14 protein-coding genes are annotated in these 14,882 nt (G+C 67.3%); 1 reads left to right on the top strand and 13 read right to left on the bottom strand.

Annotated features, from left to right (window positions below; translation table 11 throughout):
- Positions 1-59 precede the first annotated feature (59 nt).
- The 13 genes from ACSVDM_RS15080 to ACSVDM_RS15020 form a co-directional block, all read right to left on the bottom strand.
- Complete coding sequence (locus tag ACSVDM_RS15080) at positions 60-1,097, bottom strand: alpha/beta hydrolase (RefSeq protein ID WP_243750028.1); 1,038 nt, start codon at positions 1,095-1,097, stop codon at positions 60-62.
- A 239-nt stretch (positions 1,098-1,336) separates the two neighbouring features.
- Positions 1,337-2,395 (bottom strand): alpha/beta hydrolase, encoded by a 1,059-nt coding sequence (locus ACSVDM_RS15075; protein WP_067640238.1) that lies wholly within the window; start codon positions 2,393-2,395, stop codon positions 1,337-1,339.
- A gap of 301 nt (positions 2,396-2,696) precedes the next feature.
- Positions 2,697-3,767, bottom strand: a complete 1,071-nt coding sequence (locus ACSVDM_RS15070; protein WP_181700508.1) for an alpha/beta hydrolase — start codon at positions 3,765-3,767, stop codon at positions 2,697-2,699.
- 157 nt (positions 3,768-3,924) lie between these two features.
- Positions 3,925-5,826 carry a flagellar motor control protein ZomB gene (gene zomB / locus ACSVDM_RS15065; protein WP_439265784.1) on the bottom strand — a complete coding sequence of 634 codons (1,902 nt, stop codon included), beginning with the start codon at positions 5,824-5,826 and terminating at the stop codon, positions 3,925-3,927.
- Between the two features lie 4 nt (positions 5,827-5,830).
- Complete coding sequence (locus ACSVDM_RS15060; protein ID WP_067494894.1) at positions 5,831-6,763, bottom strand: decaprenyl-phosphate phosphoribosyltransferase; 933 nt, start codon at positions 6,761-6,763, stop codon at positions 5,831-5,833.
- A gap of 26 nt (positions 6,764-6,789) precedes the next feature.
- The gene (locus ACSVDM_RS15055; protein ID WP_067494988.1) at positions 6,790-7,302 is read right to left on the bottom strand and encodes a phosphatase PAP2 family protein; all 513 of its coding nucleotides are present in this window, start codon (positions 7,300-7,302) and stop codon (positions 6,790-6,792) included.
- Positions 7,303-7,373: 71 nt separating this feature from the next.
- Positions 7,374-9,299 carry a glycosyltransferase gene (locus ACSVDM_RS15050; RefSeq protein WP_439265615.1) on the bottom strand — a complete coding sequence of 642 codons (1,926 nt, stop codon included), beginning with the start codon at positions 9,297-9,299 and terminating at the stop codon, positions 7,374-7,376.
- Complete coding sequence (glf, locus tag ACSVDM_RS15045) at positions 9,296-10,534, bottom strand: UDP-galactopyranose mutase (protein ID WP_439265613.1); 1,239 nt, start codon at positions 10,532-10,534, stop codon at positions 9,296-9,298. Before glf ends, ACSVDM_RS15050 begins: the two co-directional genes overlap by 4 nt.
- A gap of 161 nt (positions 10,535-10,695) precedes the next feature.
- Positions 10,696-11,316, bottom strand: coding sequence for a hypothetical protein (locus ACSVDM_RS15040; RefSeq protein ID WP_067640229.1), 621 nt, complete (start codon positions 11,314-11,316; stop codon positions 10,696-10,698).
- Between the two features lie 49 nt (positions 11,317-11,365).
- Complete coding sequence (locus ACSVDM_RS15035; RefSeq protein WP_439265611.1) at positions 11,366-11,911, bottom strand: hypothetical protein; 546 nt, start codon at positions 11,909-11,911, stop codon at positions 11,366-11,368.
- A 24-nt stretch (positions 11,912-11,935) separates the two neighbouring features.
- Complete coding sequence (locus tag ACSVDM_RS15030; protein ID WP_439265610.1) at positions 11,936-12,346, bottom strand: hypothetical protein; 411 nt, start codon at positions 12,344-12,346, stop codon at positions 11,936-11,938.
- A 247-nt stretch (positions 12,347-12,593) separates the two neighbouring features.
- Positions 12,594-13,352: a MerR family transcriptional regulator gene (locus tag ACSVDM_RS15025; protein ID WP_067644284.1), complete on the bottom strand. Its 759-nt coding sequence runs from the start codon at positions 13,350-13,352 to the stop codon at positions 12,594-12,596.
- A 68-nt stretch (positions 13,353-13,420) separates the two neighbouring features.
- Positions 13,421-14,134, bottom strand: a complete 714-nt coding sequence (locus tag ACSVDM_RS15020) for an SDR family NAD(P)-dependent oxidoreductase (RefSeq protein WP_439265608.1) — start codon at positions 14,132-14,134, stop codon at positions 13,421-13,423.
- Positions 14,135-14,241: 107 nt separating this feature from the next.
- On the opposite strand from ACSVDM_RS15020, the gene ACSVDM_RS15015 reads away from it, so the two are divergent.
- Positions 14,242-14,868 (top strand): TetR/AcrR family transcriptional regulator, encoded by a 627-nt coding sequence (locus tag ACSVDM_RS15015; RefSeq protein WP_439265606.1) that lies wholly within the window; start codon positions 14,242-14,244, stop codon positions 14,866-14,868.
- Positions 14,869-14,882: the final 14 nt, after the last annotated feature.

The raw sequence follows: 14,882 nt of genomic DNA, 5'->3' as shown, positions 1-14,882 counted from the left end.
AAAGACCGGCCCACCCTGCGGGTGAGCCGGTCTTCTCAGCGTTGCTGTGCGGAAACTACTCAGGCACCGAGCGCGCCCAGGATCTGCGGGCGAGCCTTCCACAGCTGGTCTTCCCAGTACTTCCACGAGTGGGTACCGGTGGCCGGGAAGTCGAAGGTGGCCGGGATGCCGAGGCTGGCCAGACGACGCTGGAACGCCAGGGTGCTCACGAACGAGATGGCCTCGATGCCCATCGCGTTGGCGGTGTTGTACACCCCGCCCAGACCGGCCGGACGATCGTGCTGACCGGGCAGGCCGTTGGCCGAGGAGATGAACATCGGCAGACCACGCAGCTCCGGCGCGAACACCATCGGGTCCATCCGCAGCCACGCCGGGCTCCACGGAGCGGCCATGGAGTCGACGTTGAAGCGGCCCGCGTCGAGCATCATCACGCGGATGGCCTCACGCATGCCGGGGGCACCCCAGTTCAGCGGGCCCGACAGCGAGGAAGCGTGCTTGAACTGGTCGCGGTGCAGGGCGGCCAGCCGCAGCGCGGCCGGACCCGACATCGACAGGCCGAGCACCGCGTTGTTGTGGCGGGAAACGCCGTAGCCCTCGAGGAAGGCGGGGAGCTCTTCGGTGAGGAAGGTTTCCCACTTGTAGGTGGTCTTCTGACCGTTGGTGTTGGACGCGGCGGTCCAGTCGGCGTACCAGCTGGACTGGCCACCGACCGGCATCACCAGGGTGACGTTGTCGTTGGCGAACTGCTGCATCGCGTTGGTCTCGAAGGACCAGGCGTTGCGGTCGTCGCGGGCGCGCAGACCGTCGAGCAGGTACAACGCGGCATTGCCACCATTGCGGGCCCACTGGACCTGGACCTTCACCGGACCCATCTTCGACGGGACCATCAGTTCTTCGTAGCCACCCGCGGGCGCACGCAGTGCGACACCCGGAACCGGCGCGGCGAACGCAGTCGGGGCCGCCGCACCCGCGGCGATCGGCAGCACGAGGGCTGCTGCGCCGACAGCTAGAATTCGATTACGCCAACCACGAGGTGCTGTGCCCCGGGAGGTACCCGGCTGGTCACCCTTCGGCGCGACGGCCTTGCCGAAACGCATGTGAATTCCGCTCTCTTTCTGCTGTTATGGCATGCCAGACACGTCGGTGCCGACAACCGGATCCCGACACTCCGGTCGTCAGAAGAGATGAAACAACGATCTGGTCACACTTACGCTCGCTGGAGGATATTCGACCGGCGAATTAACTGCAAGGGCAGGGATATTGGCGGCTGGCGCCGCTGGGGTTGTCCGGACACACGAAACCGGCGCCGAAATGTTCGGCGCCGGTTCATGTTTTGTCAGCCGATATTGTTCGACAGGTCCGGGATCATGCGCAGGGCCTCGTCGTTCCAGGTGTTCCAGGCGTGGATGCCGAAGGGCGGGAACGAGTAGGTGACGTTGCGGGCGCCGAGGGTGGCCATGCGGACTTCGAAGGCCCGAGTGTTCGCCAGCGCCAGCGCTTCCAGCGCCATTCCGTTGACGGTGTTGATGTTCGGTCCGTCGGAACTGGTCGGCAAGCCTGAGCCCGCCGCTATCCACAGGCGGGTGTTGTTGCGGACCAGGTTGGGGGCGAACACGAACGGGTCCATCCGCAGCCACTGTGGGCCCCACGGCGGGGCCATGGAGTCCACGTTGTAGCCGCCCGCGTCGATCATGCCGAGGCGGATGGCCTCACGCATACCGGGCGCGGAGATGTTCAGGTAGCCCGAGTAGGCGCCCGCGAAGGAGAACTGGTCGGGGTGGTAGGCGGCGAGAGTGAGCGCCGCCGAACCGCCCATCGACAGGCCGAACACGCCGTTGCGGGTGCGGCTGAAGCCGAGCCGGTCACCGAGCGCGTTGGGCAGTTCCCTGGTGAGGAAGGTTTCCCACTGGTACCGGTAGCTCTTGCCCGGTCCGCCTGCGAACGCGTCGATCCCGCCGGAACCGGTGGCGGGGCCCGTGCCGGGCACGCCGAAGAAGCTGCTCGGGGAATTCCAGTCGGCGTAGAAACTCGACATTCCACCGACCGGCATCACCACGTTGATATCGGCCCGCGCGAGCGCGTTGGGGATATCGGTCTCGATTTCCCAGCCGTTGAGATGCTCGGGGGCGCGCATACCGTCGAGGACATAGACCACTCGATTGGTGTTGCCGTTGGCCGCGCGCAGAATGCGCGTCTTCACCGGGCCCATGCCGGAATCGACCCAGAAGTCGAACGCGGCCGGGTTGAAGCCCGCGGCGGCCGGCGCGGCGGTGCCGCCGACGGCCGTGGCGAGCGGGACGAGCAGAGCCATGGATACGCCCGCGGCCCATCGCCGCACCCACGATCCGCGGGTTGCGGTCTTCACGGGTCCACGCTCGCGGCGCAGTGTTCGCATTCGACTAGACCTTTCTCGGCAGACCGATAGCGCAAACCCCGAGCTACGCAGTCGGATTCCTCATCGGGCGCCAAAATGTGATCGAACCAGGGCAAAACGGACGATTCAACCTCGACGCATGCTCACTGAGTATCAAACGCTTCACGAACGCTTACATGTTGCTGGAAAGTGACCCGCAACACAACTCTGGGTGATCTGTCGCACATGATTCGTCACCGTCTTTGCCTCGGATCGTGACGCGAAAGCACAAAACCGCCCGGGTGCGAATGCACCCGGGCGGTTTCGCGTGAAACCAGCCGACTCAGCCGATATTGGCCGAAAGGTCGGGGATCATGCGGTGGACTTCCGCTTCCCAGTTGCGCCAGTTGTGCACGCCGGTGATCGGGAAGTCGAAGGTGGCGTTGCCGCCGCCGAGGGTGGCCATGCGGACCTGGAAGGCCCGGCTGTTGACCATCGCGAGCAGTTCCAGCGGAACGCCCTGCACGATTTCCATCGGGTTGGACACATCGCCGGCACCGGGGATACCGCTGGCGGCCGAGACCCAGACGCGGGTGCCGTTGGCGACCAGGCGCGGGGCGAAGACGAACGGGTCCATCCGCAGCCACTGCGGGCCCCACGGCGGCGCCATCGCGTCGATGTTGAAGGCGCCCGCGGAGATCATGGCGGTGCGCATCGCCTCACGCATGCCCGGCGCGGAGATGTTCAGGTAGCCGGAGAACGAACCGGCGTAGCTGAACTGGTCGGGGTGGTAGGCGGCCAGGGTCAGGGCGGCCGAGCCACCCATCGACAGACCGAAGACACCGTTGTTGTTGGGGTTGAAACCGAGCCTGCTCGACAGCGCGTTACGCAGATGCGTGGTCAGGAAGGTTTCCCACTTGTAAGTGTTCTTCTTGCCCGCCACCTGGGCCGGAGCGATCGACGAACCGGTCATCGACGAACCGGTGGCCGCCGAACCGGTGGAGCTACCGCCCGAACCGGCGTCGAGGCCGAAGAAGTTGCTCGGCGCGTTCCAGTCGGCGTAGAAGCTGGACTGGCCGCCGACGGGCATCACGACGTTGATGTTGGCGTCCATCAGCGCGCGGGCGACGTTGGTGTCCTTCTCCCAGCCGCTGAGGTCGTCCTGGGCCCGCATGCCGTCGAGCGCGTACACGACCCGGTTGGTGTTGCCGTCGGCCGCACGGAAGATCCGCGACTTGATCGGGCCCATTTCGGAGTCGACCCAGAAATCGAAACCACTGGGATCGAATGCCGCCGTCGCGGTGCCGGTGGGACCTGCCACCGACGCCCCGAGCGGCAGCACGATCGCCAACGAAACCAGCACCGACCGCTTGAGCCAGCCGGCTCCCCTGGTTCTCAGACGTCCGCCACGCATTCTGTGTTGGGCCTTTCCTCGTGCGGTTCACGCGGAACCGCGGTTGCAATGACCGCCGACTGACATCCGGCACACCAGTGCGCCGACGGAAGTTCCTCGTTGACCCTATCGCTACATCGATAGCCTGGCGTTACCAAAAAGTAATTATGTGATCGATTCAGCGCTGTGGCTCGGGGTAGGGGTTGACCAACCCACACCGCTGGATCTCGTACTTCGGGACGCGGTCGATGCGGTACTTCGCGAAGGTCATCGCATTGCGGAGGTTGTGCTTGAACCGATCGAAGGTGAGCGGGTCGCGCACGGAGATCATCAGGGCCTGCGTTTCGGGGCACGACATGGCGGTGCGTGCCTGCGTCACCCACTTCTCGTCCATGAACCACGGCATCCACGGATGGATGTCGACCATGCCCGAATCGACGACCACCCAGTCGGGGTACAGGCTCTTGTCGTGGCCGATGCGGCCGTCGACGAGCCGGTCCGAATGCGCGGCCAGCGGGTAGGCCAGGCCCATCGGGTCGATCACGCGCACGCTCAGCGGCACGTTCATGCTGGTCATGCCGAGGTTGAGGAAGTACACGGTGTGCCCGGCGCCGCCCTCGGGGATGGGCTGCGGCGGCGGGTCGAGGTACCAGAAGGTGAACGACGGCGAATTCAGCAGCAGGCCGCCGTTGGGGTTGTTCGCGATGTCGTTGACCATGGCTCGCATGCGCGGGTAGTCGAGGTAGTCCTCGGCGCGGATCGGATGGTCGTGACCTGTGTTGAGCACGTAGTACACACGCTCGTCGACGATGCCCGAGGCGCTGATCTTGGTTCCGGTGGTGATGGCGGTGGTGCTCGCCGCGTACAGCGACCAGCCCGCCGTGCCGAGCAGCGCGACGAGCAGCACCGCGAACGACCAGTCCCTTGCCGCGAACGCGCGCACCGGGATGGGGACGACGGCCACCGGGAGCAGCAGCAGGAACAGCTGGGTGAGCAGCATCCGGCCGTGCATGAAGTCACCGCCCACGCGCACCGCGTACACGGTGAGCAGCACGCCGCTGAGCAGCACCATCACCACGACCGCGCTCGGCGAACGGAACCACGAGCGAATCGCGGCGATCGACCAGGTGGGCTTCACCCGGAACCCGTGCGCCATGGCGGCGAGCACGCCCGCGACCAGCAGCACCAGCAGCGGGATCCACAGGTAGTAGGGCCCGACCAGATCGGCCAGGTACTTCAGGCCCTGCCCCCACTTGGCACCGCCCGCGTCCTTGGCGACGGCGGTATTGGGATAGGGCAGGCCGTAGTAGCCCATGCGCCAGATCTGGTAGGCGACCGGGACAAGCCCGGCGACCAGAACGATCAACGCGCGCAGCACCACGGGCCCGAACCGGAACTGCGGCATCGGCGCGAGGAAGATCATGCCGAGCGCGAGCACCCCGATCAAGGTGGCCTCGGGCCGGACAAGCGGTGCGAGACCGGCCAGGAACACCAACCCGAGCAGGCCGGGCACCCGCACGACCGCGGCCTGGCTCCACCGGATCATCAGCCACCACAGCAACCCGACCCAGCAGATCACCAGGCCGCTCTCCAGCCCGGAGGTCGCGTAGTCGCGGGCGGGCGGCAGCGCGATGTAGACGAGCACACCCGCCGGGATCAGCAGCTGACCGGTGCTTCCGCCCCACAGCCGCGCGGTGCCGAGCATGGCGAACACCATCGCGAGCACCGAGACGACGAGGGCGACAGCGAGCACCACGTATTCGAGCCTGGCCTGGGTGACCCAGCTGAAGAACCAGACGATGTAGGTCCAGGCGGTGCTGGTATTGGTTTCGACCCGCTCGTCCATGTTGAAGACCGGGCCGTTGCCCGCGAGCAGGTTGCGCACTGTGCGAAGGACGATGAGCCCGTCGTCGGCGATCCAGCGCCGCTGCCAGGCACCGATCGCGAACAGCGCGGCGGTGAGCACGACCCCACCGACGAATGTGGCCCGGGACGCGGCTGCGAAACGCGCGGCCGGGCGCGCCTGTTCGGCGCTGCCCAGCCGTTCGTCTTCAGATGATTCCCGCTCCGCTACCACGATCTCGTCAGGTGAGATAGACAGCGACACCTACCGCTCCGATCCAGGCAATAGCGAGGAACTGCAGGATGCGGTCCCCCAGCGCGATCTCTTCGGGTTCACCGGCCTCGCCGCCATCGACGTCGACCGCGTAACGCAGGACTGCGATGGTAAACGGCACCATCGAGATCGCGTACCACTGGGTGTCACGGGCCTCACCCTGCTGGAACGCCCACAGTCCGTAGAACACCACGAGCGCGGTGGCCGCGAGCGTCCAGACGAAGCGCAGGTAGGTGGGGGTGTAGTACTGCAGCGACTTGCGGATCTTGGCGCCCGTGTCGAGCGCGATCTGCAGTTCGGCGTAGCGCTTGCCCGCCGCCATGAACAGCGAACCGAACGCCATGATCAGCAGGAACCATTGCGACAGTTCGATATCCGCGGCCGCGCCACCGGCGATGGCGCGCAGCAGGAAGCCCGAGGAGACGATGCAGATGTCGAGCACGGCCTGGTGCTTGAGCCCGAGGCAGTACGCCAGCTGGATGCCGATGTACACGGCCATCACCACGGCGAGATGCCAGGACGCGAGGAACGAACCGGCGATCGAACCGACCAGCAGCACGGCGGCCAGCGCGTAAGCCAGGTTGACAGGAACGACGCCCGCCGCGATCGGCCGGAACCGCTTCGTCGGGTGGGCGCGGTCGGCCTCGACATCGAGGGAGTCGTTGACCAGGTAGATGCCCGACGCCGCCATGCAGAACACGACGAACGCGATCGCCACATGCGCGAGGATCCCCAGGTCGCTGACGGCTTCGGGGCCCGCGGCGAGCGGCGCGGCGAGCACGAGCACGTTCTTGACCCACTGACGTGGGCGAACGGCCTTGACGAGCCCGCCGGCCAGGGTCTTCGGCGGGCCCTTCACAGCAGCCTCGTCCAGGACGGCGGCGGACGGTTCTTCGCTCATCTCAGCCAGAGTTCTTTCGGTAGCGGTCACGGGCGGCGTCTCTTTTCGGCGGCGAGCACGGCGGCGGCCGACGCGGCCCCCAGTGCGGAACCGGCGAGCACATCGGAAGGGTAATGCACCCCGAGCACGACCCGGGACAACAGCATCGGTGGCACGAGCACCGCAGGCAAGGGTAGCCCGGTGAGCCTGCCGAGCAACACCGCCGCCGCCGTTGTGGAGGTGGCGTGCGAGGACGGGAAGCTCAGCTTGCTCGGCGTCGACACGTTGACCTGCACCGACGGATCGTTCGGGCGCGGGCGGCGGACGATGCGCTTGATGACGATCGACGCCGCGTGCGCGCCGACCGCGCCGACGGCCACGCCCGCCCACTGACGGCGGCGCGGCTTGTCGACCAGCCAGCCCGCCGCCGCGATGCCGACCCAGCCGAGCGCGTGCTCACCGAAGTGCGACATCGCCCGCGCGGCCGAAACGACGGCCGGATTCGTGCCGATGGTGCCCTGCACGGCGTTGAGGATCGCGACCTCGACGGGCACCTCCACGTACTCGCCACTGCACGCGCAGTCGCCGCCGCAGCCCTCGTCGAGGAGTTCCAGTTCCGGGTTGATCGCGTTCACTTGCTCGTTCCGTTCAGGCCGAAGGTCTTCTCCCACGCCGCCGTGCTTGTCAGCTCGGCGTGCGCGGCCCGGTAGCGCTGCTGCATCTCCGGGAAGCGGGCGGTGAGCTCCTTGCGCAGGCGCAGAGCTTCCTTGAGCAGCTCCGCCGCCTTGCGCGGGTCGCGCTTGCGGTACACCACGCCACGGCCGTCGGCGGTCGTCACGGTCACGCCGTCGACCTGCGAGAGCAGGAACCAGCGCGCGTCCAGCGTCGGCACGTTGAGCTGCGGTGTCTCGTGGGCGGCCGGGTCGGCCTTGCGGAAGTTGTGCACCACGCCCTTGGCCAGGCGCGCCACCTTCGCGATGGGGTTGCCCGGTTCCCCGACGGCGCCGACACCGTGGCGGCTGGCCAGCGGCAGTTCGGTCGACGACGGAACCACGACGGCGTCCGGGTACTCCTTGCGCATCGCGTGGATCTTGCCCAGCGCGCTCGGCAGCAGGTCGAACAGACCTTCCGGACCGGCGAGGAAGTCGCGGATCGCCTCGTTCTGGATGGCGACCGTGGAGTACTCGAGGCACAGCAGGTGCTTGAGGGTGGCCTTGACCGTGTTCACGATCATCGGCTTGCCGTCGCCCGGCAGGTGCAGCGAGGCGACGACCAGGCGATTGCGCAGGTGGAAGTAGGCCTGCCAGTCGATGGCGTCGTCCTTGTCGGACCAGGCCATGTGCCACACAGCGGCACCGGGGAGGGTGACCGTGGAGTACCCCGCGTCACGCGCGCGCAGACCGTATTCGACGTCGTCCCACTTGAGGAACAGCGGCAGCGGCTGACCGATCTGCTCGGCGACCTTGCGCGGGATCACGCAGGTCCACCAGCCGTTGAAGTCGACGTCGATGCGCCGGTGCAGCAGCTTGGAGTTGTCGCGATCCTTGAGCGGATACTTCGAGAAGTCGTGGTCGTACTCGACATTCGGCGCCGAGGACCACATGAAGATCCCGCGATCGACGACCTCACCCATGCTGTGCAGGTGCGAACGTTCCTGCAGGTTCAGCATCTGCCCGCCGACCAGCAGCGGCGACTTGGCGAACCGGGAGAACGCGAGGGCGCGCAGGATCGAGTCGGGCTCGATCTCGATGTCGTCGTCCATGTAGACGATGAACTCGGCGTCGGTCTTCAGCGCCTCGTACATGACGCGGCTGTAGCCACCGGACCCGCCGAGGTTGGGCTGGTCGTGGATGCTGAGCCGGTCGCCCAGTGTCGCGGCGGCCTCGGTGAAGCCCGGCTCGTCGACGACCTTGCGGTTGCCCTGGTCGGCCACGATCACCGCGGCGACATTGCCGAGCACCAGCGGGTCCGAGCCGAGGGCGGCCAGGGTCTTCACCAGGTCGGTCGGCCGGTTGAAGGTGGGCATGCCGACGGCGATGCTGCCGGTGCCCGGCGCCTCCTGCGGCGCGTACCAACCACCCGCGAGCAGGGTGACCGCCGTGTCGGTGGTGATGTCGAACCAGATCCAGCCGCCGTCCTCGAACGGGCCCAGGTCGGTCTCGAACTCCACCGACACCGAATCGGCGCCCTGCGGAACGGCGAACTCCTTGCCCTGCACGTGGATTCGCGAACCGTCCGCCTTGGAGCGGTACACGTCGACGCGACCGTGCCCGGCCAGCTCCAGCCGGAGCACCACCGACTTCAGCACGCTCCACCGACGCCAGTAGCTGGCGGGCAGCGCGTTGAAGTAGGTGCAGAACGACACCTCCGACTCCGCGCCGATCGAGAGCGCGGTGCGGCTGGTGGCGTGCGCGCGGCGGGCGTTGGTGGTGGATTCCTCCAGGTAGAGAGTCCGCACGTCCAACGGCTCACCCGGGCGCGGCAGGATGACGCGTTGCAGCAGCGACTTGGCGCGGGTCTCGGTGGTCACGTCTTCGAGCATCGGTTGCGCGCTCATGCCTCGTCCACCAGGGGCGCACCCGACTCGAGATGCGGCCGGAGCACGTTCTCGAACATGCTCAGCGCCGAACCGATCGCCATGTGCATATCCAGGTACTGGTAGGTGCCGAGGCGACCACCGAAAAGCACCTTGCGCTCGGCGGTTTCACGCTTGGCGCGCTCGCGGTAGGCGAGCAGCTTGGCGCGGTCCTCCGGGGTGTTGATCGGGTAGTACGGTTCGTCGCCGGTCTGGGCGAAACGCGAGAACTCGCGCATGATGACCGTCTTGTCGGTCGGGTAGTCGCGTTCCGGGTGGAAGTGGCGCGGCTCGATGATGCGGGTGAACGGGACGTCGGCGTCGTTGTAGTTCATGACGCTGGTGCCCTGGTAGTCACCCTGCTCGAGCACCTCGGTCTCGAAATCGATGGTGCGCCAGCCCAGTTCGCCTTCGGCGTAGTCGAAGTACAGGTCCAGCGGGCCGGTGTAGACGACGGGGGCGGCCGGGTTGGCGGCGGTGATCTCGTCACGCACGTCGAACCAGTCGGTGTTGAGGCGCACGTCGATGAGCTCGGAGGCGGCCATGTTCTCCAGCCACTTCGTGTACCCCTCCTTGGGCAAGCCCTCGTAGGTGTCGTTGAAGTAGCGGTTGTCGAAGGTGTAGCGCACCGGCAGGCGGGTGATGTTGCCCGCGGGCAGTTCCTTCGGGTCGGTCTGCCACTGCTTGGCGGTGTAGTCGCGCACGAACGCCTCGTAGAGGGGGCGCCCGATCAGCGAGATCGCCTTCTCCTCGAGGTTCTGCGCGTCGGCGGTCTTCACCTCGGCGGCCTGCTCGGCGATCAGCTTCTTGGCCTCTTCGGGGGTGAAGTAGCGGCCGAAGAACTGCGAGATCAGACCCAGCCCCATCGGGAACTGGTAGGCCTGGCCCTTGTGCATGGCGAACACGCGATGCTGGTAGCCGGTGAACTCGGTGAACTGGGTGACGTAGTCCCACACCTTCTTGTTCGAGGTGTGGAACAGGTGCGCGCCGTACTTGTGAATCTCGATTCCGGTTTCCGGATCGGGCTCGGAGTAGGCGTTGCCACCCAGGTGGTAGCGGCGGTCGATCACCAGCACCCGCTTACCCAGCACGTTCGCGGCCCGCTCGGCCACGGTCAGGCCGAAGAAGCCGGACCCGACCACGATCAGGTCGTACTGGTTTGCCTGGCTGGCGGAATCTGCGTTGACGGAGTTACCCGGGGACGATGCGGCGGTCACGGGTGCCCAGCGTATCGGAAGACCGCCGATTGTCCCGGCGGAGTCCATGACCGACTCCTGACCTGGGCTTTCATCAGCCGCTACCCGGACAGGACCGCACCGACGGCGATGCGTACGGCAACGTCGGGTGTGAGTCGCTGTTCCGGGGCGGGATGCGAGCGTCAGTAGTGGGGATATGCGGTCGGGCGGCCGGCGCGGATCCAGCGGCCCGTCGAGGGGGCGGCCGTCAGGATGAGGATGATCAGGGGGAAGAACGAGATCACGAGGGCGCCCGCGATCGCGCCGCCGGCCTCCGATGAGGAGGTTTGGCTCAGCGCCATGAGGACCGAGACCCAGGTGCCTGCCAGGGCGAGGACGGACAGCAGGATCAGGAGCACTCGGCCTGCGGTCTTGCGGCGGAACAACAGGATCGAGCCGAGGAACCACAGCAGGCTGGGGACGGCGCCGATGGCGAGGCCGATGGTCACCTCGGATCGGCCCGCTTCGTCGGTGGCGCTGGTCGGCTCGGTGCCGAAGATGACGGCTGCGGCGATTCCGAGCCCGCCGAGGGCGATCAGCGACAGCAGCAGTGAGATGACAGCAGCGGTGATCGCCGTTCCCCCGCCGGGGCGCGGCTGGCCGTAGCCCGGCGGGTACGCGCCGTAAGCCGGTGCGCCATAGCCGTATTCGGCATACGGCTGAGCACCGTAGGGCTGGGCGTAGGGGTCGGGGGCGTAGCCCGGTTGTGCGTAACCCTGTGCCGCGTACGGGTCGTAGCCCTGTGGGCCGTGCGGATACCCCATCGTTTCCCCCTCCGGACGAGCTGTGTGCCCTGGTGCTGACCAGCTGAAACTATACGGCCGGTCCGACAAGATCTTTCGGGCGTGCGCGTGTGTAGGCCGCCGTCCACGGCAGGAGCGCCATGAGCAGCACGATCGCGCCGAGACCGGTCGCGGTGCCCGCGGCGGTCCAGTTGTGGTTGACGATCGCCGTCACCGCCCCCGGCACCCCACCGAGACCGACGAAGATCGAACGCAGTACCGATTGGTCGGCGAACCAGTGGATGCCGTACCCCGAGTCGTAGCCGATGAGCGTGGCGAGCAGGGCGAGCAGGCCGAGGCCGAGTTGCGCCGCGGCGGCGACGATCAGCACCCAGCGGCCGGTGTCGTCGCGGCGGGCGAGCAGCAGCGCGCCGTAGCCGAAGGCGAACGCGGCGACCAGCGCGCCGAGAGTGCTGAAGAGGACGAGCGAATCGTCGAGCAGCTCCGGGTCGCTGAAGAAGGTGCGCAGGACGTAGGCCGCGCCGAGCAGATTCGCGACGGCGGCGAGCGCGCCGAGGGTCACGGCGACGACGGCCGTCACGTCACCGAGAGTCGTTGTCTTCTCCTGCTCGAGCATGGTCCGACCGTATCCCGTCCGCCGCTATCGCGTCGCGGTCCAGCGGCGCGTCGGCTCGATCACGCTGAACGCCAGGATCACCACATTGAGCCCGAGCCAGCAGTCCAGCGGCCCGAACCGCCAGCCGTGACTCGCCCCGTTCAGCACAACGACCAGCCCCGTCGCCCCCGCCATCACCGCCGCCATGGTGAGCAGCACTCGCCTGCCGAGCATCCGGCGCCGCAACAACAGCACCGCGCCGAGCAGATACACCACGCCGAGCCCGCCGACGATCCCCGCGCCCACATAGTCGAGATCGATCTGACGCCCGAGCGTCCGCAGAACCGCGGTCGCCACCCCCACGACGATCCCCGCCACGCCGACCAGCAACCCCAGCCAGCCCGCGATCAGCGCGGTCACCGCGCGCGAAGGCCCCTCCGGCCGCACCTGCTCCACACTGTCCCCGCTACTTGTCGTCGTTCGGAGTCAGTTATACGGGGCTTGCGTGATCTGCGCCGGGGTGTGCTGCGGTTGCGGTCCCAGCTGTACGGAACCACCTCGGTGTTTTATGCACCACGGAGGTACTGGGCGCAATCCAAAAGAGCCGGGTACTCCACCCCGCAACATCCGCACCCAAGACCGCGCCCGGGCAACATCCACCCGAGCGCGGCCCCGTCACACCCCGTCGCGCCCCGGCCAACCCCTACGCCGGATGCGCGGCGGCGTACGCGCGGAACGCATCCCGGATGTACTCGGCGGTGTTCTCGCCGTGCACGTCGTAGTTCTTGCGGAAGCGCGGATCGGCGACGTACATCTCGCCGAGACCGACGAGATATTCGTTGGTCACCGGCCGACCCTGCGTACCGTCACCGAGCCACGCGCGGTGCCGTTCGACGATGGCCTGCACCGTGTCGCCTTCCACCGGAAGTCCTGCGGCGTGCGCCTTTCCGAAGTCGGCGGCGATGTCGAGCTGGGTCTGCAGGAACTGCTGCTTGCCCTCTTCGCTCAGCGAACGCCACCAACGGTCGCCGCTCTCGTAGGCCTCCTTGCCCCAGCGCTGGGTGACTTCTTCCTTGTACTGCGTGTGGTCGAAACCGTCGAAAACCTCAGCGGCCATGAGCGGTTCACCTCTTTCCGTCTTGTGCAATGTGGTCGACACCGACTCGATCTGCCGCGCGATCCGATCCTGTTGCTGCCGAAGCAGTTCCAGGTGGGTGCGCAGCGCGTCGGTGGTGTTCTGTTCACCGGCGAGAACCTCGGCGATCACCGGAAGGCCGAGCCCGAGTTCGCGCAGCAGCAGAATGCGCTGCAGGCGGACCAGGGAGTTCTGGTCGTAGTAGCGGTAGCCGTTGGCGCCGATCCGGCTCGGCTCCAGCAGCCCGAGCTGTCCGTAGTGGCGCAGCGTGCGGCTGGTGGTGCCCGCGGCCTTCGCGAGGTCCTGAATGGACCATTCACCCACCATGACCAGCTCCTTTCTCGTCGATGAGACCAGTCTGCAAGTTGACGCTACGTCAAGGTCAACACCGAAAGTCAGAACCCGATCTCGACCTCGACGGTGTCGCGTTCGGTGTACATCCGCCAGTACTCGGCGCCGAGTTCGGCGTTGCCGATGCGCGGTAGCACCATCCCGTCGGGGATCAGCTCGGGATGGGCGTCGACCTGGTGCTGCACCGCGCTGTTCTCGATGAGCGAGCCGATGGCGAGCAGCCCGGCGAACACCCCGGTGCCGTCGAGTTCGGCCGCCAACTGCCGGACATACGCACGCTGGGCGCCGAGGGCAACGCCCATATTCGCGAGGTAGGGCTGCAGATTCACCTCGGACGCACCGGAGGAGAACAGCAGCGCTCCCCGCCCGCGCGCGAGCATCCCGGGCAGGAGTTCGCGACCGAGCTGGATCGACGAATACACCTTGAGGGCGAACGGCACCTCGAGCGCGGCCCGGTCGACCTCACGGGTCGAGGCACTGCGCACCGATATCCCGGCGGCGGCCGCGTGCACCGCCACCTCGATCGGGCCCAGTTTCTCCTCGACCCGGGCGATCACCCCGGTCAGCTGGGCGGGATCGGTGATGTCGGCCGCGAAGGGCTCGGCCTCGATACCGACCGCGCGCAACCCCGCCACGCGCTCCGCGGCCGCGCCGGGATCCCGTCCGATCGCCGCTATCCGAAAGCCGTTGCGCCCGAAGACCTGTGCTGTGCCCGCGCCGAGCCCCGGTCCGTATCCGAAAATCGCGAGTGTGCGCATCCGGTAAACCTCTTCAAGTTGAGTGGTGGTTCAAGTTATCGGCAACGTAGCACTAACTTGAACCCTGGCTCAAGATATTTCGGCGGGTCGATTTGTAGGATCGGCGGATGCCCGAGGACAAGCCGTTGCGCAGCGATGCCAGGCGCAACCGTGACGCCCTGGTCAGCGCGGCCCGGGAACTCTTCGAGGAACGCGGCCTCGACGCACCACTCAAGGAGATCGCCGCGCGAGCGGGCGTGGCGATCGGCACCCTGTACAACCGTTTCCCCACCCGCGACGAACTCATCGCCGCCGCCGTCGACGACCGGGTCGGGGCGGGCGCTCGCATCGCCGAGCAGGCACTGGAACTCGACGACCCGTGGGAGGCGTTCGTCTTCCTGGTCGAGGGCATCTGCGCACTGCACGCCGAGGACCGCGTGCTCGGCGAACTCGCCCTGCGCAACCCACCGAGCCCGGCCCTCGAACGCGCCCGCGTGCACGGTCACGATCTGATGCGCCGAATCGTCACGCGCGCACAGCGGGCCGGGGCATTGCGCCCGGACTGGACACTCGAGGACATCGCCTTCATCACCTGGTCACACACCAGCGTGCTCGCCGCGACCGCGCACATCGCCCCCGACCTGTGGCGCCGCAACCTCGCCCTCATCCTGGACGGCCTGCGCGCGAAAGCCGCACACCCCCTGCCGGTTCCGGCCCTCACCGAGGACCAGCTGATGCAGGCGATGCGCGGCTGACGCCCCCTCCGCCG

The sequence above is a fragment of the Nocardia sp. JW2 genome (assembly GCF_051843015.1).
GTDB lineage: Bacteria > Actinomycetota > Actinomycetes > Mycobacteriales > Mycobacteriaceae > Nocardia > Nocardia coubleae.
The sequence above is the reverse complement of the archived record's forward strand: the minus strand, read 5'-3'. Positions and strand labels throughout refer to the sequence as shown.